Raw genomic sequence first — 26,221 nt, 5'->3', positions numbered from 1 at the left:
GTTAAAGCTTTTTATTGACGTATGCTTTATTCCACAATTCGATCTGTATCCTGCTTAAATTGAATCGGTTTTTGAATGGTTTGGGCAATCAGGATTCCCAACAATGTTAGACCACCTCCAATATAGTGAAACACCTGTAAATGCTCTCCCAATAGCGCCACTGCAATCAATGCGGTAAATAACGGCAGTAAGTTCATAAAAATACTGTTGCGATTCGGCCCTAAATGTCTGACACCCTCAATCCATAAATAAGATAACAATACAGACGAGAAAATACTGGCATATACAATCAATGGAATGGTGTGCTGATTCAACAACCGTCCCGAAGCAGGTAAAAATACAAAAAAAGGCAGTACATATAAAATGGCAAAACTCGATTGCACAAAATTGGATTGCCATGCGGGAATCGGCATTTTCCAACGTTTCAGCAACACTCCATACAAGGCGTAACCCGCAGCCGCAATCAGCATTAGGCCATCACCCAAATGTACACCCTGTTGCCAAATCTGGGAAATGCTGCCATGACTCAACAAGTAGAGAATCCCATAAAATGACAAGGCACCACCAAACAACATGCCATAACTGATTTTGTCTTTCAGAACCACGCTACTCAACATCATGGTGAGTAAGGGAATCAATGCGGTCACAATCGCCATATTGGTTGCAGTGGTGGTGGATGCAGCCTGATAGGACAAAAATTGGAATAAAGACACCGACAGAAAACCACCCAATGCCAACTGTTTCCAATACTGTTTGATGGTTTGCCTGTTTCTCCAGACAGGAACCAGCACAAAAGTGCTCATCACTGCGAGTGCAAGCACCAAACGATAAAAGGTAATCGCAACAGGAGAAATGGCATGGCTTGCCATTTTGGAAACCACCACATTACCCGCCCAGAACAAAATGGCGAATAAGGGATAAAAATAAGCTTTCTGAAACATGGTCTCAACCTATACATGGGTATGTAGATCATGCTAAAAAATAATCAGTACATCGTTTCTCGATAAAAAGACTAAAACTATCGCAAAACAGACAGATTATTCAGGTCCAGACTAAAAATGGGAAAGAACTTTAAACATGGCTTTCTGGATTATCCAGTCTATGCCTTTTCAGAAAATTATCCACATGGACATATGGAAGACTGGCATAGCCATGACCGCATCCAGTTAATCCATACCTTGACGGGTGTAATCCGCATACAGACCCATGAAGGGATTTGGATCATCCCACCTGGACGTGGTGCCTGGATTCCAGCACAAAAAAAACATGCCCTACTCAGCAGTGGTGATGTCAAGGCACGGGGCGTTTTTATTGAAGCCATTGCTGATACTGACCTCATCAATCAATGTCGTGTGGTGGCGATTCCTGCCTTGTTGCGTGAGTTGATGAGCAGCGCAATGCAGATACAGACGACCATTCAACCCAATACCCGCAATGAAAGACTGCTCCAGCTAATTTTGGATGAAGTCCGAATATTGCCTGCCCTTGCCTTTAACCTCCCCGATCCTCAAAATCCAAGGCTGCAACAGCTGTGTTTAAATATAAAAAGTCATCTGGATTTGAACTGGAATCTGGAAGATACCGCCCAACAGCTACATATCAGTAGCAAGACTCTTGCACGACATTTCCAAAGGGAAACAGGTCTACATTTTTCACATTGGGTTCGACAGGCCAAACTAATGCAGGCCATGATTGATTTAGCCATGAAAAAACCTGTTCTCAATGTGGCGATTGATTTGGGCTATGACAGCCCAAGTGCCTTTAGTGCCATGTTTAAACGTGAACTGGGCATGACCCCAAGTGATTATCTCAACCAGTTTCAGGAAAATGAGTAGTTGGTTCAATCCATTTAAGTGGATGGGAAAATCTCAGTCACTCTAGGCAAACGAAATCCACAGCTCATTTCTTTCTCTTGCAGAGAAGCATACAATACGTTCAGTTTCTTCCAGCCAGCATTCGATATGGACTCTCATCAAGCTGATCGCAACCTGTTTCTGGCGATTGGTTGTCTCACCATTTCCGCACTGCTTTTTTCAGTGATGGGCATTTGTATCCGATATGCCTCCCATAGTGTTGATAACTACACCATTGTGTTTTTCCGTAATGTGGTTGGATTAATCCTGTTTCTTCCCTTTATCTTCAAGCAGGGAATTGGCTTTGTGAAAACGGAAAAACTATGGATGCATACATGGCGTAGTGTGGTTGGGCTTGCTGCAATGTATGGATTTTTCTATGCGATTGCCCACCTGAAATTATCCAATGCCATGGTGTTTACCTACTCTTCCCCTATTTTTATTCCACTGATTGCATGGCTGTTTTTAAAGGAACGGATTACCACGGCAATGCTCTGTGCCGCAGCCTTGGGCTTTATCGGGGTATTTTGTGTGGCAAAGCCTGATCAAGGTTTGCTGAACTGGATTTCAATGGTTGGCATCGCTTCCAGCCTATTGGCCTCCATGGCATTTGTTACCGTTCGGGCACTCACCCAGACCGAACCACCTGAGCGAATCGTATTTTATTTCTGTTTTATTGGTAGCTTACTTTCTATTATTCCGATGTTTTGGGTATGGCGGCCTTATCATCTACAAGAATTATTCTTTTTAATTGCGGCGGGTGTACTGGCAAATGTCAGCCAGATTTTTATGTCACATGCCTACCGTCTTGCTCCTGCTGGGCAGATCGCACCAGTCAACTATATGGCGATTATCTTTGCGGGTATTTGGGGCTTTTTGCTGTGGAATGAAGTGCCAGATTTATACAGTGTGATTGGGTTTGGCTTTATCCTGATTGCAATTACTCTATCCAGCCCATTGATAGAAAGATCAAGAGCTTCAGCACGCTAAACGCCATGCTTTAGATAAGGTGTAAAATATTCTTCCTGACCGTAAGCATGCGCTGAACCCCCATGCTGGCAAATTCGTCCGCCGCATTGGCTTTCATCTGTTCTTGAACTTGTGTCTCAATATCAGGATGTCGATCACAAGATGGGTTTTCAGGTTCAGCCCGTAAAAACGAGTACTGCATCCCTGTTGTTTGATCACCGTAAAGACGCTCCCCCATGCGGAGCATTTGACCGTAAATCATCTCGCCAGTACCAAATAAGCAAAGTCATTAGCAACAAAGCAAGAATGATAAATGTTGATATCCAATCATTCCAGATATAGCCTATTCGCGCTAACCCAGACTTTTCTCTTGATCATTTTGCATATCTATTCCAGTTTATTGTTATCAACACCCATCCAAAGATGTTGAATCATGCGATATCCATGGTTGATAGATAAAAAATTACCCTACCATAACCAATCTCTTTTTAAACCGCCTAAATTCGTAGCAAACTCCCTCAAAAAGAACAATCATTTTTATTATTTATTATAATTTTATCAATGAGTTATTTTTAAAAAACCACTGCATTTACCATATTCTAGAACCGATCATCCATTAGAGTCTGACAGCCTATGCTTAAAAGATAATCCCGAATAAGGCCATTAAGAAAATTTTTAAAAATAACACTGAGAATATAAAAACAGAAAAACAGGTTCTTAAAACAAGCTTAAAAAATATAAAAAAAAGCACTCGAAAGTGCTTTTTTTACTGCTTGTTACTTATTATTGATACCAACCAAATAGTTTAAAAAAGTACGGGACATAGGCAATAATTAAAATTGCAGGCACCATCACTAAGAGCGGGAGTATCCAACGTTCAAAACGATAATAAAAAGACAAATGTCGAACTTCTGCATCAGCCTCAGCAACCTCTGCATCGCCAATTGCTTGTCGAGCCAAGAGGTGATTTAACGCAACAGGCGGTGTGACATATCCTAATTCGAAGCCAATAAGTGCAATCATCCAGAAATGGATAGGATCAATCCCATACTGATATGCCACTGGGGCAACGGTTGCTGTAATTAAAATAACAGCACCAAATGGATCCATGACCATACCCACAAATACCATCAACACAACAATCAGGCTAATCACAACAAAGAGGCTATCAATATTTTGAGGGAAAGCTTCCATGATATGAATTTGCTCAAGGAAACCACCAACACTGACAGAAAGTGCCATCAAAATGACTAACGCACCAATATGTCCAACCGTTTCACTGGTTGAAGCATGTAATGCTTTACCAAAAGATACTTTACGCTCTGGATTACGTGGATCATCTACTGGATTCACGCTAGGTACTGGTTGAGAGCCATCTGGTGGTGCAGTATATATATTTAGCGTACTGTCCCAATGTCCTACAGGCGCTAAAGGTGCAGGCTCTTTGCGTAGCTTATCAAACAAGACCATCAATAATAAAATCACAGGCATCATCACTGGTGCTGTAAATTCATTTAAGTCTGTTGATAATGCATGTTTATAGAATAACCAAATAAGAATAAAGATGACGATGTACGGTGAAACTGGTACAAATGCACGGAGTGATTTTGGTAATGCAACTTTAAATGGTGCAATACGGAATTTCTGCTCAGCAAAAATTAATGCAATGATTAAAAATAAGGTAGATGTCAGTAAGAAAGTATACATACCATATTTATAAAGCAAATCGGTTGTCACTTCTTTATTGAGCGAAGCAACAACAACAATTAATAAACATGGACGAAGTACGACCCCCATTGAACCAGATAATGCCGTTGCTGCTAAAGCAAACTGGCGACGACCACCTGCATTCCATACTTCTTTATAAATAATTGCCCCTGCTGCAATTACAAAAATACCAGAAGCACCTGTATAAGCCGTAGGTAGTGCAGCAGCCAGCAAGATCAACCACGTTAAGGTTTCAGGTGCTAAATTCCACGGACGCAAGATATTGAGGAATAAATCAACAATACGTGTCTGTTTGAGCAACATACCTGCCCAAACAAATAACGCAAGATTCAGGAAAATATTTGAAAATTCAACCAACTGACCAAGATAAATACCTTGCCCCATTGGATAGTCCATAAAGAATGTGAACGCAACGCCTGTCATAATTGCCATATAGGCATACAACGGTACACTCAAGAATGCCAAACCGACACTGCCACCCTCTTGAGTTGGTTGAGGTGCTTTAACCAGTTGGAACAAACTGATTACTGTCAATATCCCAAATAAAGCCATCCACAACCAATAAATCACAGTCATTTCAGGGGTAATTGGAACACCTGAATTCATGACAGATTTATATTGGCTGATTACAGATGCAGTGAGAAAACCATTACCGACCAGCATCGCAATACTGTAGACACGGAAATCAATTTTAGTTGCAGGACTACGCAAACCAATGTGGTGTGTTTTTAGTGCTGCACTGATTGCTGCAAATACAACCATAATGACCAAAAATAAAGCACGGTTCTCTGTACCAAATTTAAAGATACCAAAGAAACTCGTTTCAATTTTTCGATAAGTGCGAACACTAGGATGCGCTTCAATGTGCTTCATCGCCTTATCATAGAATTGATATTTTTCATCACACTGTTGTTGTGCAGCCAATAAAGAAGCTCGCACATCAGATTCAGAGGCCACACCAAACATACTGGCGAACTCGTCCGCAGCATTGATTTTCATCTGCTCTTGCACTTGAGCATCAATGTCTGGGTTTCGGTCACAGGTTGGTTTCTCTGGTTCTGCACGAAGAAATGAATACTGCATTCCAGTATCAGGATCACCATACAAGCGCTCCCCCATACGTAATAACTGACCATGAATCATCTCTCCTGTACCAATAATGAGCGTCATTAATAGCAAGAAGAGGATGACAAATGTCGATATCCATTCTGTCCAGATATGGCTTACTAGACCTAATCCAGACTTTTTCTCTTGATCATTTTGCATGTCTATTCCAGTTTATTGTTATCAACACCCATCCAAAGATGTTGAATCATGCGATGTCCATGGTTGATAGATAAATGAATTTACCCTCGTCTTAACCAATCCCTTTTTAAACCGCCTAAATTTGCAGCAAACTTTTTTAAAAAAGAATGACTACAATCACTTTTTTGTTGGTTGTTTTTATCAATTTGTGTGTTCTCTATGTCGTTTTCTTAACAATGAATAACCTAACCCACAGAACAAACCACCAATCGCACCAATCAAATGCGCTTCAGTTAATACGGGGCTACCAATCAGCTGGGCTGTCCCTGTTTGGCCAAAAGTATTTTCCCAAACGATTTTCATGGCAATCAGCACCAGAACCAGGATTGCAAATTTACGTTCTTTTGGATACTGCAAATACACCAGACTGACTGCGGTATAAAGACCATGTAACACGCCAGAAAGTCCAGCATAAGCCTCTATATAAGGTAGGTAAAAATAAAAGGCCAGACTAATAAATGGAGGGAGTACCAATAACAATGCACATAAATGCCAGTTACGAGCATGAGGGAAGATAAAAGGAAGAAAAGAAAATGCCAACATATTTAGAAAGAAATGCATCCATCCAACATGTACCCAGTGCGCTGTCCATAAACGCCAGAACTCGGTCAGTAAATCTGGTTTCCAATAAATGAAATGATCAGCAAAGACTTGCAGGCATGCTGACACTGAAATACATACAGCGATCAAAATGACTTTCCCTATCCATATTTGATCTTTCATTTATATCTACCTCATGAAAAAACAGACCTTTTACAAGTTGAGATGTTTCTCATGTAAAAGGTCGTTTAATTCAGGTTACTCAGCAGGCTGGTTTTCTGCTGGAGCTTCCGCTCCGCTACCGCCATCAAACAATTCATCTAAAGATGAGTCTTCCTGTTTGTCATCCCAGAACGTGGTTAGCCCCTCATCACCGGCCCTTACACCTGTATTTTCAGTCCAGTAACGGTCTGCAATACCACGTACCATCAAACCAGCCATTTTATCAATCAGGCGGAACTGGGGATTTGCAGGTTTATCTTCAGTGGATGCCGCCGCATAAGAACGGAACGCATCACGGAGTTTGGCATCATCACCACTTGCCTGTGCCGCAACCGCATACAGGGCATGGGCCAGACGTACACCTTTCTTCTCACCAATCTGCATGGATTCTTTCATGGTTGCATAAGGTTCAGGCTTGCCGTCACCCGCGCCTGGCAACAATGTCCAGATCACGGCACGGGTTGCCATCGGTGCACCCCAGAATTTTTCATTGTCCAAACATGCCATACCACGTTCAACAATCCCTGCGATATCTTTTGGCACATTGATTGCACCACCTGAGTTAATATCATTGGTCATGGCTTGCAAACCACTGACCATACCCAATAAATAAACTGTTTGGTCAAGGTCATTGCGCATAGTTGGACATGAGTCGCCTAACTTATACTTATATTTTGCTTCCCAACGGTTTGCAAACAGTTGATAACCCGCATATTGACGTTCAGCAGCAATACCTGCCCAACGTTTCTGTTCAATACGCGCATCCTGAGCCTCTGTCACCTGCCCCATCTTGGCTGCACGTAAATAGCGTAATTCAGCTTCCAGTGCCTGATTTTCAGCACACATACCTGCGCCTGAATACAACAACACTGCCATACGCGTTGGGTCAGCACCCATATCTTTAGTTGACATAATGGCTGGTGTTAAGGCATTGCCCGAATTACACACCATTTCAGCATCATCCATCCCTAAAATTGGGGGTACGATATGATTTTCACTAAAACTTAATGCGACATTAGCCCCTGTTTTAATGATTTGTGAACATCCAGATAATATTGAAGTTGTAAGTAACGCAACCGCCACACCCTGTCCAATTTTATGGAGTTTAGGCATCTTCCTGTCCTCTAATTAATTTGTTTTTTCCTTTTAGGTGTACCTTATCAGATGCAATACCCGAATTAAAGAGTAGTTACTCTAATTTTAACGTGGACATTTTGACACATTTCACAGATAAATTAATTGACAGATGATTGGTAATTCAAAAATTTTAGGCAAAAAAAAGTAGCATTGCGACGGTTCAGCACATGCTACTTATTAACTGGTAAAAACGTGAAACTGTTTATATTTTAGTTGTGTTGCATATAATCCTTAAGTAACGTTCCAGTTCTTCCTACAACAATCGCCATAACGATTGCAATTACCAGAAACATCCACATTGAAATCTCCATAGAGACCTCCTACACTTTGCGTATCCACTTTTGGTGGACACTAGATTGGCGTTCATCATCATTATTCACTGGGAGTGTGTATATTGATGACACTTTCAATCTCTTTCTCTTGTTCACAGCAACCCTGGATTGACGTGATTCAAGAAGTTCCCTGAGTAAAGTTCCTGCTCTTCCTATAACGATTGCGAAAACCACTGCAATCACCAGAAACGACCATGTTGGAATTTCCATCATTTTGGACCTCCACCATACTTTACGTTGGTGTTTGTACTTTAACGAAAAGAAGTATGAGTTCAGGTCTGGATTGTCTGACAATCATAATTTTCATGAATTTTTAGAGAACTTAATCTAACAATTTTACAAAATCTTATTCAAAAAAAATTAAGATATTGATATATTTATGTTTATTAATTTTATACAGTTATAGAATTGTCAAACAATTAGCATAGTTTTACCAGTGTTTTTAGGTTTTTCCACTGTGTAACGGGCAATTGATCCCACCAAATGATGCAGGTTTTGTCATGAGAAGCAGAAAAATAGAGGACAACATAGCAGTGGTGGTCGATCATTTTCACAATTTGCCGACGCTGTATCGGCAGATCTGAAACGGCAAACTCAAATGACCAGTCTTGATCTTCCAGATGTTCAAAACGCTTGACTTGAGGTTGCTGCAAAAACCTGAACCAGGCAATGACCATGATCCCCAGACACAGCAGCCAAATCCCCAAAGCTAATAGCTGATAGAGTAAAATCATCAGGAAAATAAAAATTAACAGTTGCAAAACAATCATAAAGCGACTGGCTTGCAACTCAAAAACACGATTAGCCGTGGACATACTGTTTTAATTTTAGGATAAATTCCTTGATTTCAGCTCTTGGCGCTTCACCCACTTCCATAAACCAGTCCAGCAAGTCAGGGTCTTCCTGATCAACCAGTTCGGCAAACAAGGCCTTTTCTGCTGGGTCTGCACTGAGATAATAGTTTTTGACGTAGGGATCAAAATACACATCAATTTCTTTTAAACCACGACGTGAACGATAAATCACCTTACGTTCTTCAAGTGTCATTTCATCGGACATCATTTATTCCACTATGCAACTATTTGGGCCTAGTTTACCCGATCCCCTCAAGAATTTCGCTGGGATTTTTCCCAAGTGACCAAATACATCAGTCAAATTGAGCATTGATCACATTGTCCACTATTTTCAATTTCTTGTATCGTGGCAATGAATGTTTAAATCCAACACTCTAGGGAAAAAATAACAAATGCAATCAGGTGCAATTCGTCCAATTCCAAATATGTTACCGCGTAAGCTATTTACTTCTGAGCATGAAGCATTCCGCGAAACAGTCCGTAAATTTTATGAAAAAGAAGTTGTTCCCAATATTGAGAAATATGAGAAACAACAGCATGTTGACCGTGACTTATGGAACAAGGCGGGCGAGCTGGGCCTGCTCTGCACCACCATGCCTGAAGAATATGGTGGTTCAGGTGTGGATCGTCTATACAGCATGATCCTGATTGAAGAGCAGGCCTATGCCATGGACTCAAGTACAGGCTTTTCCCTACACTCAGACATCGTTGCCAACTATATCAACAACTTTGGTAATGAAGAGCAAAAACAAAAATGGCTGCCTAAAATGGCGACAGGTGAAACTGTTACTGCCATTGCAATGACTGAACCAGGTACAGGTTCAGATTTACAGGCCGTACGCACCACTGCGGTACTGGATGGTGATGAATATGTGATTAATGGTTCTAAAATCTTCATCACCAATGGCTATCTCTGCGATATGGCGATTGTGGTCTGCAAAACAGGCAACAATGAAAAAGGTTCTGCTAACTTATCCCTCATTATCGTTGAAGCTGATCGCGCAGGCTTTAGTAAAGGCAAGCCTTTAAATAAAATCGGTATGAAAGGTCAGGACACCTGTGAACTGTTCTTTGACAATGTCCGTGTACCCAAAGAAAACTTACTGGGCATGGAAGGCATGGGCTTTATCATGCTGATGAAAGAGCTGGCTTGGGAACGTATGCTGGTGGCGATTATCTGTCAGGCAGGTGCTGAAGCAGCGTTTGCACATACAGTACAATACACCAAAGACCGTAAGGCATTCGGTAAGCCAATCGGCACTTTCCAGAACACTCGTTTTAAGCTGGCAGAATTGCGTACAGAAATTGATTTCTGCCGTACTTATCTGGATCGTTGCATGGAACTCCAGCTGGAAGAAAGCTTGGGCGTGGATGCAGCGGCAGCAGCAAAATATAAACTCTCGGATATGTTCTCAAAAGTTGTGGATGACTGCCTACAATTACATGGTGGTTATGGCTATATGCTGGAATACCCAATTGCCCGTGCCTATATCGACAACCGTGCCAACCGTATTTATGCAGGTACCAACGAAATCATGAAAGAGTTGATTTCCCGTACCCTATAAGCTTAAAAATTCAAAAGGGGAATAGTGTTGATTCACTATTCCCTTTTTTATTTATTTCTGTTCAGTTTTTTCAGGTTGCTGAACAGGTGCTGGATTCATGCGGGCCATCAACTGTTTAACTGTTGGGTTTTCCACATGCTGCTGCATGGTGGTGTTGAGTGCGGTACGCGCATTTTGAGTGGTGTAATGTGCCACTTCACTGCCAATTTCACTGGCTTTCTTGGCCCAGGCTTTGCCTTCCGCAGACTGATAGAATGAGAGTGCAGCCTGTAGCTCTTTCTGGCTAAATGTTTCTACATAACGTTGCACAATGAACTGTTTTCTTTGTTCAGAATTGAGATTCTTGGTTAAATCTGTATAAAACTCTGCTGGGATATCTTTGGGTAAGCGCATTTTAATTTGATCCAGGATCAACTTGTCTGTCGCTTCCAGCCCCTGCTCCGTTCCATCTACCTCAACAAGCTTCTGTGCAATCAATTCCTTTTGTTTTACATCATCTGCCAAAACAGCGGTACTGAACAATAATGCCCCTAAAACCACCCATTGCTTCATCACTCTTTCCCTGATTTTCAATTTTTTAATGTCATCAAATATACGCGATATTCTTCTGATTGAAAGAATATCCAAAGCCATATCAATAAAAAAACCCCATGTATTTACATGAGGTTCTCAATTTCACCTATGTCAGATTATGACACTAGCTTTGGCTTACGATCTGCCTGTTCACCACGTTTGTGGAACTGTAAAACATCATCATTAAATTTAGCGTCTTTCAATTCCTTGCGGTCAGCAAGATAGTTGTTGGTGATCTTCCACGGTGCCTGTTTACCTTGTTTTGGCATCACATCCGCTGCACGGGCAATATAACCCGAAGACATTTTACCCATAATGGTGTCTTGCTCAAGTTGTAACGGATCTGCATGAGCAATCACTTCATCATAACCATTCTTGTCCATATGGTTGATTAAACGGCAGATATAATCCGCAGCAATATCAACCTTGAGTGTCCATGAAGCATTGATATAACCAATGATCATTGCCATATTCGGCACATCACTCACCATCACACCCTGATACAGCATATGTTGTGAAGTATTCATTGGCTTGCCATCAATCGAACCTTTCACACCACCTAAAATCTGAATCTCCAAACCAGTTGCAGAAATAACGATATCTGCTTCCAAATGTTTACCTGATTTTAACTGGATACCATTCGCAGTGAACTTCTCAATTTGATCCGTTTCAACACTTGCCTTACCTTCACGTAATGCCTTGAATAAATCACCATCTGGTACAACACATAAACGCTGGTCCCAAGGGTTGTAGCTTGGCGTAAAGTGCTTCATGTCCACTTTACCTTTCAACTGCAACTCAATACCTTTCAACAATAAACGACGTACTGTTTTTGGATATTTTTGCGCCAGCGCATAGATACCACGTTGCATACCAATATTACGTGCACGGGTAAACTTATAGGCTGTTTCCTCAGACATAAATTTACGTGTTTTTTCATAAATAAAGTCGATTGAAGGAATTGTTGCAATATATGTTGGTGAACGCTGCAACATGGTGACATGCCCTGCTCCACCTTTCACCATTGACGGTACCAAGGTAATTGCTGTTGCGCCACTACCAATAATGACCACTTTCTTGCCTGTATAATCTAGGTTTTCAGGCCAGTGTTGTGGATGAATGAATTGGCCTTTAAAGTCTTCCTGTTTCGGAAATTTCGGTGCATAACCTTGGTCATAGTTATAGTAACCAGTACACCCCATAACAAAGTTAGCCGACCAAGTCTGCTTCTTGTTGTTATTGTCTTCAATTTCTACAAACCATTTTTTCTTAGCTGAATCATAGTTAGCTGAAAGGACACGATGACCAAAATGAATCTTATCTTTCAGATTGTTTTCGCTGATGACGTCACTTAAATAGCCTTTAATTTCAGCACCACTTGCAAGAACTTTCTCTTTGGCCCAAGGTTTAAAATTAAAACCAAAAGTTGACATATCAGAATCAGAACGAATACCAGGATAACGGAACAGATCCCAAGTTCCACCAAAGCTTTCACGACGCTCTAGAATTTCAAAATTACGTTGTGGACAGTTTTTAGAAAGGTGCACGGCTAACCCAATCCCAGAGATACCAGCACCAATAATTAATACATCAACTTGCTTTTCCATTGTTTTTATACCCTGTATAAATCATGTCTTTATTAAAGCACAAATTTGACAATACACAATGTCAAGTTTAGTCATTCATCGGTTTTTTTATATCAGTTCGGGACATTTTAAAGAAATATGGGTGAAAAAAATCTTGAGATTTTTGCTTGGATTTCTTTCATTAGAAGATTTAGCTTTAGTAAAAGGATAAGATTACTACACTCATAGAATGCTTAGAGACAAACTTTATTCAAGATCGGAAAGCAAGTAGACTCTAAGAAACAGGCATGAAACGAGAAAGTTTTGTAAAAAGCCGTTCGAGTACACAACCCTTTAAAACGGCCTAAGATAAAATCAAATGTGAAAAAGAAAATTTCAATAATTTTATACAGTTATATTGTGAAGTTATAAGTATTAATATCAGTTCCATGTGAATATATCCATACTTACTACTTTAAAATATGAAAAAGCTTTGCGTTATATCAATCCTTTTTCATGTATCCGTTGTAAATTATTTTGTGCATCTGTATTTCCTTGGGTCGCTGCCTTGCTAAACCATTCAAATGCTTTTTCTAAATCTTGTACTACACCATGACCATTTTCATATAATACTCCCAGATTATTTTGTGCCCCAATATCACCTTGAATCGCTGCCTTGCTAAACAATTCAAATGCTTTTTCATAACTTTGACTTACGCCAAGCCCCTGATAATACATTGAACCGAGGTTATTTTGCGCTTCTTTACTTCCTTGGGCTGCTGCTTTTCCAAACCATTCAAATGCTTTTTTATCATTTTGGGCTATGCCTTGGCCAACAATATACATCACTCCAAGATTATTTTGTGCTCCAATATCACCTTGAATCGCTGCCTTGCTAAATAATTCAAACGCTTTTTCATAATTTTGTACTATTCCAATGCCATTGTAATACATTGATCCAAGATTATATTGTGCTTCTCTATATTCTTGCGCGACTGCCTTACTATACCATTTAAATGCTTTGGTATAATTTTGTGCTATAGCTTGACCATACTGATACATCACTCCAAGATTATTTTGAGCACTTGCATTACCTTGTACAGCTAGCTTGGTGTACAACTCGAACGCTTTCTCATAATTTTGTAGTGCGCCTTTACTGTTTTGATACACTGTTGCAAGATTATTTTCTGCATCCTTACATCCTAAAGCGACTGCTTTACTATAGCATTCCAATGCTTTGTCATTATTTTGGGCTACACCTTGACCATGTTGATACATCCATCCAAGGTTACTCAACGCTAAAGCATATTCCTGAGCAGCAGACTTGCTATACCATTCAAATGCTTTTTCATAATCTTGTATGACGCCTTGCCCCCTCTGGTACATCACGCCAAGGTTAAATTGTGCATCTGAATTATCTTGAGCCACTGCCTTATTATACCATTTCAATGCTTCTTCATAATCTTGCACAACACCTTCACCATGCTGATATAACGTACCAAGGTTAAATTGTGCATTTACACATTCCTGAGCAGCAGCTTTCTTAAACCATACTAGTGCTTTTTCATAATCTTGAACTACACCCTCACCTTGCCGATATAACACACCAAGGTCATTTTGTGCATCCACATTTCCTTGATTAGCCAATCTTAGCGTATATTTAAATCTAAGATATTTTGCAAAAGTTGGCGTAATAAAAAACAATATAAGGATGATTATGCGGAATATTTGATCTTTAATATTCATATTTCTAGTCTAAAAAATATTAATTTAATATATTTCAAATAGGATTAAAATAAATATATTCAATTTAAGTTTATTAAAATACTACCTATTTCAATTTTATTTTAAATAAAGATTATTACTTAAACAAAAAGTTAAGAGTTAAAATTATTTAAAATAAGCAATAAAAAAGGTCGGAATAAACCGACCTTTTTTGAACAACTGAGCTGCTCTTGTACGTGAAAGTATTATTTTACTTCACGGTCTACAAGTTCAACGTAAGCCATCGGTGCAGCATCACCTGCACGGAAGCCCGCTTTAAGAACACGTAGATAACCGCCGTTACGCTCTTTGTAACGAGGGCCAAGAACGGTAAATAATTTACCAACAGTTGCTGCAGAACGAGTACGAGCAAACGCTAAACGACGGTTTGCTACTGTATCGTTTTTAGCTAAAGTGATTAAAGGCTCAGCAACGCGGCGAAGTTCTTTCGCTTTAGGCAAAGTTGTTTTAATTAACTCATGCTCAACCAAAGCATTTGTTAAATTTTGGAACAACGCCTTACGATGGCTGCTTGTACGGCCTAATTTCACACCACTATTACGATGACGCATGGTGATAGTCCTACTTAATTAACGGCTACGATAGGCAAAACGGTCATCCATACGGAGGCTAGCTGGTGGCCAGTTCTCCAAACGCATGCCGAGTTGTAAACCTTTCGATGCCAAAACATCTTTGATCTCTGTTAACGATTTTTTGCCTAGGTTTGGAGTTTTCAACAACTCAACCTCAGTACGTTGAACAAGATCACCAATGTAGTAAATATTTTCTGCCTTCAAACAGTTAGCAGAACGAACAGTTAGCTCGAGATCATCTACTGGACGAAGCAAGATTGGGTCAACTTCTTCGCGCGGTTCCTGAGCCACAGGAGTTTGGTCTTTCTGAAGATCAACAAAGATTGCAATTTGTTGTTGCAAGATTGTTGCCGCTTTGCGGATCGCTTCCTCAGGATCAACCGTTCCGTTGGTTTCAAGATCGATTACGAGTTTATCAAGATCGGTACGTTGTTCTACACGCGCATTTTCTACGGTATAAGACACACGCTTAATCGGGCTATAAGACGCATCTAACTGTAAACGGCCTACTGGACGTGTTTCACCTTCAGGGAAACGTGAGTCAGATGTTTCATAACCACGACCTTGAGCAACTTTAAGGCGCATTTTCAATGAACCAGAAGAACTCAAAGTACCGATTAAATGATCAGGGTTAACCACTTCAACATTGTGAGGCAAACGGAGGTCAGCTGCTGTTACGTCACCTGCACCCTGCTTTTCCAATGTTAAATATGCTTCGTTTTGATCGAACAGCTTAATAGACAATCCTTTTAGGTTCAGCAAGAGCTCGACGATGTCCTGCTGCAAGCCTTCTAAAGTACTGTACTCGTGCTCGACGCCTTCTATTTCTACTTCAACCACAGCAGCGCCAGGCAAAGAAGACAATAGAATGCGACGTAAAGCATTACCTAGAGTATGACCAAAGCCACGCTCCAAAGGTTCCAGAATCACTTTTGCCGAGGTCCCGCTCACCGCTTCGACCTTGATCGCTTGCGGAGTTAGAAACTCGTTTGCAGTACGCGTCATTTATTGCTACCTCAAGGATTATTTAGAATACAATTCTACAATCAAGCTTTCGTTGATTTCAGCAGGTAGATCAGAACGATCAGGTGCAGCTTTGAACGTACCTTCCAACTTAGAATGATCAACTTCCATCCAAGCAGGGATACCACGTTGAGCAGCTAATTCAATTGCATTTTTGATACGCAATTGTTGTTTAGCGCCTTCATGAACCGCAATTACATCACCCGCTTTTACTTGAATAGACGCAATGTTTACACGACGGCCATTTAAAGTAATAGAACGGTGACTAACTAACTGACGAGCTTCTGCACGTGTAGAACCAAAACCCATGCGATAAACAACGTTATCCAGACGGCTTTCAAGCAGTTTCAACAAGTTTTCACCTGTTGCGCCTTTAACACGAGCTGCTTCTTTATAGTAGTTACTAAATTGACGCTCTAACACACCGTACATACGACGTACTTTTTGTTTTTCACGTAATTGTAGTGAATACTCAGATTGTTTACCACCACGAGCCGCACCATGTTGACCAGGTGCTTTGTTCGCTTTTTTAGTTTTTACATCAAACGGTTTAACGCCTGATTTAAGTTGCAGGTCTGTCCCTTCGCGACGAGAGAGTTTGCATTTTGGACCAATATAACGAGCCATGAATGTTTCTCCTTACACGCGACGTTTTTTAGGTGGACGGCAACCGTTGTGAGGAATTGGAGTCACATCGGTAATGCTGTTAATCTTATAACCCACTGCGCCTAATGCACGAACCGCAGACTCACGACCTGGACCAGGACCTTTCACAAGGACATCCAGATTTTTCAAACCGTAATCCAAAGCTGCCTTACCAGCAACTTCAGCAGCTACCTGAGCAGCAAACGGAGTTGATTTACGTGAACCACGGAAGCCTTGTCCACCTGAGGTGGCCCAAGCCAATGCATTACCTTGACGATCGGTAATCGTTACAATGGTGTTATTAAAAGACGCGTGAATGTGTGCAACACCTTCAGAGACGGTACGAGTGACCTTCTTGCGTGTGCGAGTATCTTTAGCCATCTTTTAGCTTCCAGAAATCTTACTTTTTAATCGGTTTGCGCGGACCTTTACGGGTACGTGCGTTAGTTTTGGTGCGTTGTCCGCGAACAGGCAAGCTGCGACGATGACGAAGACCGCGGTAGCAGCCTAAATCCATTAAACGTTTGATGTTCATGGAAATTTCGCGACGTAAATCACCTTCGGTCGGAACCTTGGCAACTTCTGCACGAATCGCATCAAGCTGAGCATCATCTAATTCACGAATTTTCGTGGTTTCAGTGATACCTACAGCAGCTAAGATATTCTTAGCAGTGTGGCGACCGATACCAAAAATATACGTGAGAGAGATAACAGCATGCTTGTTATCCGGAATGTTTACACCGGCAATACGAGCCATTCAATTTTCTCCAAAAAGGCAGTCAAGATAATCAACCGCCCCACAAAAATCTTGAGGGGCGGATAATAACCTAATTAGCCTACTGAAATCAACAGGTCTTAATTAAATTAACCTTGACGCTGCTTATGACGAGGTTCTGCGCTACAAATCACGCGAATAACCCCATTACGACGGATAACTTTGCAGCTACCACAAATTTTCTTTACAGAAGCTTGTACTTTCATGATGAAACCTCTAAGTGCGCTTATCCCTTAGGATGAGCAGTCGTTTTTCTCATTAACGTTTGGTCATCATATTGATGCGAAGTAAGGTGCGCCTGAAGTTGCGCCATAAAGTCCATTACCACAACCACCACAATCAGCAACGATGTTCCACCTAAATGGAATGGAATACCAAATGAACTTTGCAGTACCATCGGCATCAAGCATACGACTGTAATGTAAATTGCACCAATAAATGTCAAACGGTTAAGAATATGATCTAAATAACGAGCCGTTTGCTCACCTGGGCGGATACCAGGCACATATGCTCCGCTACGCTTTAAGTTTTCTGAAACTTCTTTCGGGCTGAACACCAGCGCAGTATAGAAATAACAGAAGAAAATAATTAATGCGCCAAAGAGCATTAAATATAACGGCTGTCCAGGCGATAACACCAATGCCAGATCTTGCAGACTACGTTTTACAATCCCTGCATTTGGATCAGCACTTCCCAACCATTGTCCCAAGCTCGCTGGAAATAATAACAATGAACTTGCAAAAATTGCTGGAATCACACCCGCCATGTTAATTTTTAATGGCAAATGCGTTTGCTGTGCAGTAAATACACGACGACCCTGTTGTTTTTGAGCATAGTTTACTGGAATACGACGCTGTGCCTTTTCAATAAACACAATCGCAGCGAGGACTGCCAACGATAATAAACCGAATACAGCCAAACCAATTAAACTACCTTGACCATTCTGAACAGACGAAAACGACTGAATCACGAGATTTGGCAAACCTGCCACAATACCCGCGAAAATGATCATGGAGATACCATTACCAACACCACGCTCGGTAATCTGCTCCCCCAGCCACATCAAAAACATTGTTCCCGCAACCAACGAAGTGACTGCTGGAACATAGAATGCCAGACCTGAGGTCAGGGTAATTCCCTGACTGATCAGGCCAGCACACATACCCACCCCTTGCACAAGTGCAAGCAGCAGGGTGCCGTAACGCGTATATTGATTGATCTTACGCTTGCCCTGTTCGCCTTCTTTTTTCAAAGCTTCCAGCGAAGGAACCACCGTTGACATCAACTGCACGATAATCGATGCAGAGATATACGGCATGATTCCCAACGCCAGAATTGACATGCGTTCCAACGCACCGCCAGAGAACATGTTAAATAAACCTAAGAAAGTACCTTCATTAGCTTTAAAAAACCGTGCTAGCGCTACGTTATCAATACCTGGCAACGGAATATGCGCTCCTAGTCGAAAGACCAATAACGCGCCAATCAAAAACATTAATCGACGAATAATTTCACGGTATTTCACATGAAATGGTTGGCCTTTCATCATGTTTACATGACCAGTAGAACTAGGAGTCATAGACACTCGAGATTACTCCTCGACTTTACCGCCAGCAGCTTCAACAGCAGCTTTAGCGCCTTTAGTCAACGCAACACCTTGTACAGTGAACGCGCGAGTGATTTCACCAGAAAGCACGATGCGAGCACGAGTTTGGTCACGACGAACAACATTCGCAGCTTTTAAGGTTTCAAGGCTAACAACATCACCTTCAACCTTATTCAACTCAGACAAGCGTACTTCAGCAGTTTTCAAAGCGATTTGGCTAGTGAAACCGAATTTAGGCAAACGACGGTAAAGTGCTGTTTGACCACCTTCAAAGCCTGGACGAGTACCACCACTTTTACGTGAGTTTTGACCCTTGATACCACGACCACCAGTCTTACCAACGCCAGAACCGATACCACGGCCCAGACGACGGTGTTCACGCTTAGCACCTTCTGCAGGTGCAAGTTCATTTAAACGCAGAGTCATGGCTTATTCCTCTACACTAACCATATAGTAGACTTTGTTGATCATACCGCGGTTAGAAGGCGTGTCCTGCACTTCTACAGTATGACCAATACGACGCAGACCTAAACCCTGTAGGCAAAGTTTATGATTTTTTAAACGATGCGAAGAAGATTTGGTCTGGGTAACTTTAATCGTTTTCATGATTGATTACCCTTGAATTTCTTCTACTGACTTACCACGTTTCGCAGCGACTTTCTCAGGAGAAGTCATATCACGCAAACCTTTGAAAGTTGCGTTTACCACGTTGGCAGCATTAGTAGAACCATAACATTTAGCAAGTACGTTATGCACACCTGCAGCTTCAAGAACGGCACGCATAGCACCACCAGCGATTACGCCAGTACCCTCTGAAGCAGGTTGCATGTATACACGGCTTGCACCATGACGAGCATTCACAGGGTGTTGTAAAGTAGTCCCCGCGAGGTCTACAGTGATCATGTTGCGACGAGCAGCTTCAAGCGCCTTAGAAATAGCAGCTGGAACTTCACGTGCCTTACCACGACCAAAACCTACACGACCATTACCATCACCCACAACAGTTAATGCTGTGAAAGAGAAGATACGACCACCCTTAACAACCTTGGCTACACGATCAACGGCAACCAGCTTTTCAACGAGACCTTCGTTTTGTTCAACTTTCGCCATGATTAGAACTCCAAGCCGCCTTCACGGGCAGCATCAGCCAAGGCTTTGATACGACCATGATATTTAAAACCAGAACGGTCAAATGCAACTTTCGTTACACCTGCTGCTTTCGCACGTTCTGCGATTAAAGCACCAACTTTTGTTGCTGCATCGATGTTACCAGTCGCACCGCTACGCAATGATGCATCCAAAGTTGAAGCTTGCGCTAAAACTTTGCCACCATCTGCTGAGATAACTTGTGCATAGATGTGACGCGGCGTGCGGTTGACACACAAACGAGTCGCACCCAATGCACGAATGTGCAAGCGTGTGCTTTTCGCACGACGCAAACGGGATTGTTTCTTTTCGTTCATAAGAACCTCGCGCCTTATTTCTTCTTAGCTTCTTTACGAAGAATAACTTCATCCGAATAACGAACACCTTTACCTTTATATGGTTCAGGAGAACGGTACGCACGGATTTCCGCTGCCACTTGACCTAACAACTGCTTGTTTGCTGATTTCAGGATGATTTCAGTAGCAGTTGGAGTTTCCGCTGTTACCCCTTGAGGTAAAGCGTAGTCAATTGGGTGTGAGTAACCGAGTGCCAGGTTAACAACGTCACCTTTCACCGCAGCTTTATAACCAACACCAACGAGCTGTAACTTACGTTCGAAGCCTTCGCTAACACCTTTTACAAGGTTATTCAATACAGCGCGAGCAGTACCAGCCTGCATCCAGGCATCTTTCGACTCTTTCACTGGAGCAAGTTGAAGTTTACCTTCTTCCTGTTTAAGCTCGACCAGCGCATGCAGGTTGAAAGACAATGTACCTTTGCTGCCTTTCACTTCGACCTGCCGGCCGTTCTGAGTAACTGTTACACCATTAGGTACAGTTACTGGGGCTTTAGCCACACGAGACATGAGGAATCACCTATTAAGAAACAAAAGCAATAACTTCACCACCAACGCCCGCAGCACGTGCAGCGCGATCAGTCATGATGCCTTTGCTTGTAGAAACAATTGCAATACCTAAACCTTGCTTAACGCTTGGAAGTTTATCTTTACCACGGTATTGGCGAAGACCTGGACGGCTTACGCGCTTAACCATTTCGATAACTGGTTTGCCTTCGAAATATTTTAACGTAATAGTCAAAGTAGATTTTGTCTCTTCTTGAGCCACTTCTACATTTGAAATATAACCTTCTTGTTGAAGTACGTTTGCAATAGCAACCTTCAACTTAGAAGAAGGCATAGAAACAGTTTGTTTCTTTGCCATTTGTGCGTTACGAACACGGGTTAGCATGTCGGCAACGGTATCTTGCATACTCATTTAGTCGCTCCTTACCAGCTTGCCTTAACTACGCCTGGTACATCACCCTGCATTACTGTGTCACGTAATTTGTTACGGCTTAGACCGAACTTACGGAAGTAACCATGAGGACGACCAGTTAAACCACAGCGGTTACGAAGACGTACTGGAGATGCATTACGTGGCAATGCTTGTAACTTTAACATCGCTTCGAAACGTTCTTCGTCACTTGCGTTTACATTTGCAATCGTTGCTTTTAATTCAGCACGTTTTGCAGCGTATTTAGCAACTGTCTTTTCGCGTTTCAATTCGCGATTAATCATACCTTTCTTAGCCATATCGACCTCTTATTTGAACGGGAAGCCGAATGCACGCATAAGCGCACGGCCTTCGTCATCGCTACGAGCAGTGGTCGTAATAGTGATGTCTAAACCACGGATACGATCAATTTTGTCAAAATCGATTTCTGGGAAAACGATCTGCTCTTTTAAGCCCATTGAGTAGTTGCCACGACCATCAAATGATTTTGAAGAAAAACCACGGAAGTCACGGATACGAGGGATTGCGATCGAGATCAAACGATCCAGGAATTCGTACATCTGGTCGCCACGTAAAGTAACTTTACAACCAATTGGCCAACCATCACGGATTTTGAAACCAGCGATTGATTTACGCGCAAGGGTCACAACTGGCTTTTGACCAGCAATGAGTTGCATGTCAGCTACAGCGCCTTCCAATAATTTCTTATCAGTTGCAGCTGCGCCTACACCCATGTTCAGGGTGATTTTAGTGATGCGAGGAATCTCCATCACATTCTTAATGCCAAGTTCTTCTTTTAACTTCGCTTTAAGTTCGTCATTGTAACGTGCTTTAAGTCTGGCCATTGCCTTTTCAACCTATTACTTCGCTGCCGCCACTGATTCACCATTTGATTTATAAACGCGAGTTTTCACGCCATCAATCGTTTGGTAACCAACACGGTCAGCCTTTTGGGTTGTAGCATTAAAAATTGCCACGTTTGAAATATGAAGCGTCGCCTCTTGTGTTACGATGCCGCCTTCAGCGCCAGTAGCACGGTTTGGTTTTTGATGCTTCTTCACTAAGTTAAGGCCTTCAACCTTAACTCGGTCTTCAGAAACAGACAAAACAGTACCCTGTTTGCCTTTTTCTTTACCTGCGATCACAATTACTTGATCGCCTTTTTTAATCTTAGCCATGATTGCCTCTTATAGAACTTCAGGAGCCAATGAAATGATTTTCATGAACTGTTCAGTACGAAGTTCACGAGTCACTGGTCCGAAGATACGAGTCGCAATCGGAGCTTTGTTGTTGTTCAAAATAACAGCAGCGTTATCGTCAAAACGAATCACTGAACCATCTGGACGACGGATGCCAAATTTTGTACGAACAACTACAGCATTCATCACGTCACCTTTTTTAACACGTGCGCGTGGAATTGCTTCTTTTACAGTAACTTTAATAATGTCGCCAACAGAAGCATAACGACGATGTGAACCACCTAGTACTTTGATACATTGTACGCGGCGTGCACCACTGTTGTCTGCTACGTCGAGCATACTTTCGGTTTGAATCATTGCCCTACTCCAAAACCGAGCATCACCGGTCGCAATTTCGAAAGGCTCAAAGAGTACTCGAAATTGTCCGATGATGCAACAAGAACGTCTAATTACTCAGCAGCTGCTTCAACGACTTCCACTAAAGTCCAAGCTTTAGTTTTAGAAATTGGGCGGCTTTCTTTGATGGTCACCAAGTCGCCAGTTTTAGCAACATTGTTCTCATCATGAGCGTGTAGTTTAGTTGAACGGCGGATTGATTTGCCATACAACGGGTGTTGAACACGGCGTTCAATAAGCACAACAATAGACTTGTCCATTTTGTCGCTTACAACACGGCCTGTTAACGTGCGGACTGTTTTTTCACTCATTGTCCGTTCCCCTGTTTTTCGGTAAGGAGTGTCTTGATACGAGCAATTGTTTTACGAGCAATTTGCACTTCGTGCGATTTGCCTAGTTGACCAGTTGCTTTCGCCATACGAAGACGGAATTGGTTAAGCTGTTGCTCATCAAGCAACGCTTTCAACTCTTCTACCGACTTTTCACGTAGATCTTTAGTTTTCATTACATCACCGTCCGAGTCACGATAGTGGTTTTAAACGGGAGTTTAGCGGCAGCCAATTCAAAAGCTTCACGCGCCAACTCGTCGCTCACACCTTCAATTTCGTACAGGATCTTACCTGGCTGAATCTGACACACCCAGTATTCCACGCTACCCTTACCTTTACCCATACGAACTTCTAATGGCTTTTCGGTAATTGGTTTGTCTGGGAATACGCGGATGAAGATTTTACCACCACGCTTAATACGACGGCTAATGGTACGACGGCAAGCTTCAATCTGACGCGCAGTCATGCGACCACGTTCAGTTGCTTTAATTGCAATCGAACCAAATGATACTGTACTACCACGATGCGCTAGACCAGTGTTACGGCCTTTGTGCACTTTACGGAATTTGGTACGTTTAGGTTGCAACATGGATTATTCTCCCTTGTCAGCAGCACGGTCATTACGACGTCCACGACGTTGTTCCTGACCTTCACCACGACCACGACCACGTTTAGCTGGACGTTCTTCAGCAGGAGCAGGGTTCATGACTTGTTTCATGCCACCCAAGATCTCACCACGGAAAATCCATACTTTAACGCCGATCGTACCGTAAGTTGTTTCTGCACGCATAGTTGCATAGTCGATGTCCGCACGAAGCGTATGCAAAGGTACACGACCTTCACGATACCATTCAGTACGAGCGATCTCTGCACCACCTAAACGACCAGAAACTTCAACTTTGATACCTTTTGCGCCAGCACGCATGGTGTTTTGAACCGCACGCTTCATAGCACGACGGAACATTACACGCTTTTCCAATTGAGAAGCGATTGCTTCAGCAACTAGACGTGCGTCCAAGTCTGGGCGATCGATTTCATTGATGCTGACTTGCGCTGGAACACCCATGATGTTGGTGAGTTCGCGCTGTAATTTTTCAATATCTTCGCCTTTTTTACCGATCACGATACCAGGACGAGCAGTGCTAATTGTTACCTTAGCAGCGCCTGTAGGACGTTCGATAAGAATGTTGCTTACCATCGCGTTCTTAAGTTTTTTAGTTAAAAACTCACGAACCTGAAGATCTTTAAGCAAGTATTCAGCGTATTGTTTCGGACTCGCATACCAGTTAGCGTTATGGCGTTTCACAACACCCAGGCGGATACCGATTGGATGAACCTTCTGACCCATATCAAACCCCTACCTTAACGGTGATGTGACAAGTACGCTTAGTAATACGGTCTGCACGGCCTTTGGCACGTGGCAGGATACGTTTAAGGCTCATGCCTTCATCAACGTAGATCGTAGTTACTTTAAGGTCATCAACATCTAAGCTGTTGTTGTGTTCAGCATTGGCGATTGCAGACTCAAGTGCCTTTTTAACAAGCACAGCCGCTTTCTTGTTGCTGAAGTTTAAAATGTCTAGCGCGCGCGCAACCGATTTACCACGGATCAAATCAGCAACTAAACGTGCTTTCTGTGCCGAGATAGCGGCACCGCGTAATTTTGCAGTTACTTCCATCATAGCACCTATTAACGTTTAGACTTCTTATCAACACCGTGACCACGATAGGTACGAGTTGGCGCGAATTCACCTAGTTTATGACCAACCATGTGTTCAGTGATAATCACTGGAACGTGGTTACGGCCATTGTGAACAGAAATTGTTAAACCAACAAAGTCTGGCAGGATCATTGAACGACGTGACCAAGTTTTGATCGGCTTACGGTTGTTTGCAGCAATTGCCGCTTCAACTTTAGCGAACAGGTGCGCGTCGACGAATGGACCTTTTTTTAATGAACGAGGCATTAGTCAGATTCCTTTACTTGACGCGACGGTCGCGAATAATCATCTTAGTCGTACGCTTGTTGGTACGTGTCTTGTACCCTTTCGCTTTTTGACCCCATGGGCTTACAGGTTGAATACCCTTGCTACGCCCTTCACCACCACCGTGCGGGTGGTCAACTGGGTTCATTGCCATACCACGTACGGTAGGACGAACACCGCGCCAGCGTGAAGCACCAGCTTTACCCAATGAACGCAGGTTGCTTTCCTGGTTAGAAACTTCACCAATGACAGCGCGACATTCAACGTGGATTTTACGCATTTCACCAGAACGTAAACGAACGATGGCGTAAGAACCATCACGACCCAACAATTGAACCGAAGTACCAGCAGAACGTGCTAACTGAGCACCTTTACCGATTTTAAGTTCAAGGTTATGAAGGGTAGAACCGATTGGCATGTTGCGAAGTGGCAAGCAGTTACCTGGACGAATTGGAGCATCGTTACCAGATTGAACTTTATCACCAGCACGCAGGCCTTTAGGTGCAATGATGTAACGACGTTCGCCGTCAGCATATTTCAACAAAGCAATATGCGCTGTACGGTTAGGATCGTATTCGATGCGCTCTACAGTCGCTGGAATACCATCTTTGTTACGTTTAAAGTCAACAATACGGTAGTTTTGTTTATGACCACCACCCACGTGACGTGTAGTGATGTGACCATTGTTATTACGACCACCAGTACGTTTTTTAGCTTCTACCAACGGTGCATAAGGCGCGCCTTTGTGAAGATGGTCATGAACCACTTTCTCTACAAAGCGACGTCCTGGAGACGTTGGCTTACATTTTTGAATTGGCATAATTTT

Annotated in this window: 36 protein-coding genes and 2 pseudogenes; 3 read left to right on the top strand and 35 right to left on the bottom strand. The window is 42.3% G+C overall.

Features of this window, described 5'->3' with window-relative positions; translation table 11 throughout:
- Positions 1 to 26: 26 nt before the first annotated feature.
- Positions 27 to 941, bottom strand: coding sequence for a DMT family transporter (locus QLH32_RS13260; RefSeq protein ID WP_283266577.1), 915 nt, complete (start codon positions 939 to 941; stop codon positions 27 to 29).
- Between the two features lie 117 nt (positions 942 to 1,058).
- Here QLH32_RS13260 and QLH32_RS13255 point away from each other — a divergent pair, with 117 nt between their 5' ends.
- Positions 1,059 to 1,835: an AraC family transcriptional regulator gene (locus QLH32_RS13255; protein WP_283266576.1), complete on the top strand. Its 777-nt coding sequence runs from the start codon at positions 1,059 to 1,061 to the stop codon at positions 1,833 to 1,835.
- A gap of 126 nt (positions 1,836 to 1,961) precedes the next feature.
- Positions 1,962 to 2,843, top strand: coding sequence for a DMT family transporter (locus QLH32_RS13250; protein ID WP_283266575.1), 882 nt, complete (start codon positions 1,962 to 1,964; stop codon positions 2,841 to 2,843).
- Between the two features lie 22 nt (positions 2,844 to 2,865).
- Here the strand turns inward: QLH32_RS13250 and QLH32_RS13245 are convergent.
- From QLH32_RS13245 to QLH32_RS13215, 7 genes and pseudogenes are all read right to left on the bottom strand, one after another.
- Positions 2,866 to 3,207: pseudogene (locus QLH32_RS13245) on the bottom strand (TRAP transporter large permease subunit); the annotation flags it as partial.
- A 398-nt stretch (positions 3,208 to 3,605) separates the two neighbouring features.
- On the bottom strand, positions 3,606 to 5,816 hold the full coding sequence (locus QLH32_RS13240) for a TRAP transporter large permease subunit (RefSeq protein ID WP_283266574.1): 2,211 nt from the start codon (positions 5,814 to 5,816) through the stop codon (positions 3,606 to 3,608).
- 180 nt (positions 5,817 to 5,996) lie between these two features.
- Positions 5,997 to 6,578, bottom strand: a complete 582-nt coding sequence (gene rrtA / locus QLH32_RS13235) for a rhombosortase (protein WP_283266573.1) — start codon at positions 6,576 to 6,578, stop codon at positions 5,997 to 5,999.
- Positions 6,579 to 6,653: 75 nt separating this feature from the next.
- Complete coding sequence (locus QLH32_RS13230; RefSeq protein WP_283266572.1) at positions 6,654 to 7,730, bottom strand: hypothetical protein; 1,077 nt, start codon at positions 7,728 to 7,730, stop codon at positions 6,654 to 6,656.
- A 344-nt stretch (positions 7,731 to 8,074) separates the two neighbouring features.
- On the bottom strand, positions 8,075 to 8,299 hold the full coding sequence (locus QLH32_RS13225) for a hypothetical protein (RefSeq protein WP_279958598.1): 225 nt from the start codon (positions 8,297 to 8,299) through the stop codon (positions 8,075 to 8,077).
- A 206-nt stretch (positions 8,300 to 8,505) separates the two neighbouring features.
- Complete coding sequence (locus QLH32_RS13220) at positions 8,506 to 8,901, bottom strand: hypothetical protein (protein ID WP_283266571.1); 396 nt, start codon at positions 8,899 to 8,901, stop codon at positions 8,506 to 8,508.
- Positions 8,888 to 9,145, bottom strand: coding sequence for an FAD assembly factor SdhE (locus QLH32_RS13215; protein WP_279958600.1), 258 nt, complete (start codon positions 9,143 to 9,145; stop codon positions 8,888 to 8,890). The genes QLH32_RS13220 and QLH32_RS13215 overlap by 14 nt, the downstream gene beginning before the upstream one ends.
- Before the next feature lie 187 nt (positions 9,146 to 9,332).
- On the opposite strand from QLH32_RS13215, the gene QLH32_RS13210 reads away from it, so the two are divergent.
- Positions 9,333 to 10,505, top strand: coding sequence for an acyl-CoA dehydrogenase family protein (locus tag QLH32_RS13210; RefSeq protein ID WP_279958601.1), 1,173 nt, complete (start codon positions 9,333 to 9,335; stop codon positions 10,503 to 10,505).
- 51 nt (positions 10,506 to 10,556) lie between these two features.
- Here the strand turns inward: QLH32_RS13210 and QLH32_RS13205 are convergent, their stop codons facing one another.
- The 27 genes and pseudogenes from QLH32_RS13205 to rplB all read right to left on the bottom strand — a co-directional run bounded on the left by QLH32_RS13205 (position 10,557) and on the right by rplB (position 26,215).
- The gene (locus QLH32_RS13205; protein ID WP_279958602.1) at positions 10,557 to 11,057 is read right to left on the bottom strand and encodes a DUF2059 domain-containing protein; all 501 of its coding nucleotides are present in this window, start codon (positions 11,055 to 11,057) and stop codon (positions 10,557 to 10,559) included.
- 137 nt (positions 11,058 to 11,194) lie between these two features.
- A complete protein-coding gene (locus QLH32_RS13200) occupies positions 11,195 to 12,685 on the bottom strand; it encodes a flavin-containing monooxygenase (RefSeq protein WP_283266570.1) in 1,491 nt (496 codons plus the stop codon).
- Between the two features lie 456 nt (positions 12,686 to 13,141).
- Positions 13,142 to 14,389 (bottom strand): tetratricopeptide repeat protein, encoded by a 1,248-nt coding sequence (locus tag QLH32_RS13195; RefSeq protein ID WP_283266569.1) that lies wholly within the window; start codon positions 14,387 to 14,389, stop codon positions 13,142 to 13,144.
- A 224-nt stretch (positions 14,390 to 14,613) separates the two neighbouring features.
- On the bottom strand, positions 14,614 to 14,979 hold the full coding sequence (gene rplQ, locus QLH32_RS13190) for a 50S ribosomal protein L17 (RefSeq protein WP_004641032.1): 366 nt from the start codon (positions 14,977 to 14,979) through the stop codon (positions 14,614 to 14,616).
- Positions 14,980 to 14,997: 18 nt separating this feature from the next.
- Positions 14,998 to 16,005 (bottom strand): DNA-directed RNA polymerase subunit alpha, encoded by a 1,008-nt coding sequence (locus tag QLH32_RS13185; RefSeq protein WP_004660372.1) that lies wholly within the window; start codon positions 16,003 to 16,005, stop codon positions 14,998 to 15,000.
- 18 nt (positions 16,006 to 16,023) lie between these two features.
- Positions 16,024 to 16,650, bottom strand: a complete 627-nt coding sequence (rpsD, locus tag QLH32_RS13180) for a 30S ribosomal protein S4 (RefSeq protein ID WP_267980667.1) — start codon at positions 16,648 to 16,650, stop codon at positions 16,024 to 16,026.
- 12 nt (positions 16,651 to 16,662) lie between these two features.
- On the bottom strand, positions 16,663 to 17,049 hold the full coding sequence (gene rpsK, locus QLH32_RS13175; protein WP_001040166.1) for a 30S ribosomal protein S11: 387 nt from the start codon (positions 17,047 to 17,049) through the stop codon (positions 16,663 to 16,665).
- Between the two features lie 19 nt (positions 17,050 to 17,068).
- Positions 17,069 to 17,425 carry a 30S ribosomal protein S13 gene (gene rpsM, locus QLH32_RS13170; protein WP_000090815.1) on the bottom strand — a complete coding sequence of 119 codons (357 nt, stop codon included), beginning with the start codon at positions 17,423 to 17,425 and terminating at the stop codon, positions 17,069 to 17,071.
- A gap of 107 nt (positions 17,426 to 17,532) precedes the next feature.
- Positions 17,533 to 17,649 (bottom strand): 50S ribosomal protein L36, encoded by a 117-nt coding sequence (rpmJ, locus tag QLH32_RS13165; protein ID WP_000867907.1) that lies wholly within the window; start codon positions 17,647 to 17,649, stop codon positions 17,533 to 17,535.
- A 20-nt stretch (positions 17,650 to 17,669) separates the two neighbouring features.
- The gene (secY, locus tag QLH32_RS13160) at positions 17,670 to 18,989 is read right to left on the bottom strand and encodes a preprotein translocase subunit SecY (RefSeq protein ID WP_267980872.1); all 1,320 of its coding nucleotides are present in this window, start codon (positions 18,987 to 18,989) and stop codon (positions 17,670 to 17,672) included.
- A 45-nt stretch (positions 18,990 to 19,034) separates the two neighbouring features.
- Positions 19,035 to 19,475, bottom strand: a complete 441-nt coding sequence (rplO, locus tag QLH32_RS13155) for a 50S ribosomal protein L15 (RefSeq protein ID WP_267980668.1) — start codon at positions 19,473 to 19,475, stop codon at positions 19,035 to 19,037.
- 3 nt (positions 19,476 to 19,478) lie between these two features.
- Complete coding sequence (gene rpmD / locus QLH32_RS13150) at positions 19,479 to 19,655, bottom strand: 50S ribosomal protein L30 (RefSeq protein ID WP_000849088.1); 177 nt, start codon at positions 19,653 to 19,655, stop codon at positions 19,479 to 19,481.
- A gap of 6 nt (positions 19,656 to 19,661) precedes the next feature.
- The gene (gene rpsE, locus QLH32_RS13145) at positions 19,662 to 20,159 is read right to left on the bottom strand and encodes a 30S ribosomal protein S5 (protein WP_001141025.1); all 498 of its coding nucleotides are present in this window, start codon (positions 20,157 to 20,159) and stop codon (positions 19,662 to 19,664) included.
- Positions 20,160 to 20,161: 2 nt separating this feature from the next.
- Complete coding sequence (rplR, locus tag QLH32_RS13140; protein ID WP_004678578.1) at positions 20,162 to 20,512, bottom strand: 50S ribosomal protein L18; 351 nt, start codon at positions 20,510 to 20,512, stop codon at positions 20,162 to 20,164.
- A gap of 14 nt (positions 20,513 to 20,526) precedes the next feature.
- Complete coding sequence (rplF, locus tag QLH32_RS13135) at positions 20,527 to 21,060, bottom strand: 50S ribosomal protein L6 (RefSeq protein WP_267980670.1); 534 nt, start codon at positions 21,058 to 21,060, stop codon at positions 20,527 to 20,529.
- 13 nt (positions 21,061 to 21,073) lie between these two features.
- The gene (rpsH, locus tag QLH32_RS13130) at positions 21,074 to 21,469 is read right to left on the bottom strand and encodes a 30S ribosomal protein S8 (RefSeq protein WP_002049732.1); all 396 of its coding nucleotides are present in this window, start codon (positions 21,467 to 21,469) and stop codon (positions 21,074 to 21,076) included.
- An 11-nt stretch (positions 21,470 to 21,480) separates the two neighbouring features.
- Positions 21,481 to 21,786: a 30S ribosomal protein S14 gene (rpsN, locus tag QLH32_RS13125; RefSeq protein WP_001074624.1), complete on the bottom strand. Its 306-nt coding sequence runs from the start codon at positions 21,784 to 21,786 to the stop codon at positions 21,481 to 21,483.
- Positions 21,787 to 21,795: 9 nt separating this feature from the next.
- Positions 21,796 to 22,332 carry a 50S ribosomal protein L5 gene (rplE, locus tag QLH32_RS13120; protein WP_004678582.1) on the bottom strand — a complete coding sequence of 179 codons (537 nt, stop codon included), beginning with the start codon at positions 22,330 to 22,332 and terminating at the stop codon, positions 21,796 to 21,798.
- Positions 22,333 to 22,347: 15 nt separating this feature from the next.
- Positions 22,348 to 22,665 carry a 50S ribosomal protein L24 gene (rplX, locus tag QLH32_RS13115; RefSeq protein WP_004760650.1) on the bottom strand — a complete coding sequence of 106 codons (318 nt, stop codon included), beginning with the start codon at positions 22,663 to 22,665 and terminating at the stop codon, positions 22,348 to 22,350.
- A 9-nt stretch (positions 22,666 to 22,674) separates the two neighbouring features.
- Positions 22,675 to 23,043 (bottom strand): 50S ribosomal protein L14, encoded by a 369-nt coding sequence (gene rplN, locus QLH32_RS13110; RefSeq protein WP_004657680.1) that lies wholly within the window; start codon positions 23,041 to 23,043, stop codon positions 22,675 to 22,677.
- Positions 23,044 to 23,135: 92 nt separating this feature from the next.
- Positions 23,136 to 23,393, bottom strand: a complete 258-nt coding sequence (gene rpsQ, locus QLH32_RS13105; RefSeq protein WP_004760649.1) for a 30S ribosomal protein S17 — start codon at positions 23,391 to 23,393, stop codon at positions 23,136 to 23,138.
- On the bottom strand, positions 23,390 to 23,587 hold the full coding sequence (gene rpmC / locus QLH32_RS13100; protein WP_000849927.1) for a 50S ribosomal protein L29: 198 nt from the start codon (positions 23,585 to 23,587) through the stop codon (positions 23,390 to 23,392). The genes rpsQ and rpmC overlap by 4 nt, the downstream gene beginning before the upstream one ends.
- Positions 23,587 to 24,000 carry a 50S ribosomal protein L16 gene (rplP, locus tag QLH32_RS13095; protein WP_004678587.1) on the bottom strand — a complete coding sequence of 138 codons (414 nt, stop codon included), beginning with the start codon at positions 23,998 to 24,000 and terminating at the stop codon, positions 23,587 to 23,589. The genes rpmC and rplP overlap by 1 nt, the downstream gene beginning before the upstream one ends.
- Positions 23,940 to 24,759: pseudogene (gene rpsC, locus QLH32_RS13090) on the bottom strand (30S ribosomal protein S3). Before rpsC ends, rplP begins: the two are co-directional and overlap by 61 nt.
- Position 24,760: 1 nt before the next feature.
- A complete protein-coding gene (rplV, locus tag QLH32_RS13085) occupies positions 24,761 to 25,090 on the bottom strand; it encodes a 50S ribosomal protein L22 (protein ID WP_004683272.1) in 330 nt (109 codons plus the stop codon).
- Positions 25,091 to 25,101: 11 nt separating this feature from the next.
- A complete protein-coding gene (gene rpsS / locus QLH32_RS13080; RefSeq protein ID WP_004678590.1) occupies positions 25,102 to 25,377 on the bottom strand; it encodes a 30S ribosomal protein S19 in 276 nt (91 codons plus the stop codon).
- A 13-nt stretch (positions 25,378 to 25,390) separates the two neighbouring features.
- Entirely contained in the window at positions 25,391 to 26,215 is an 825-nt protein-coding gene (gene rplB, locus QLH32_RS13075) for a 50S ribosomal protein L2 (protein WP_004678591.1), read from the bottom strand.
- Positions 26,216 to 26,221 lie beyond the last annotated feature (6 nt).

Source organism: Acinetobacter corruptisaponis (assembly GCF_030053775.1).
In the GTDB taxonomy this organism is placed as follows: domain Bacteria; phylum Pseudomonadota; class Gammaproteobacteria; order Pseudomonadales; family Moraxellaceae; genus Acinetobacter; species Acinetobacter corruptisaponis.
Note: the sequence above shows the minus strand (reverse complement) of the source record. Positions and strands in the feature narration are given on the sequence as shown.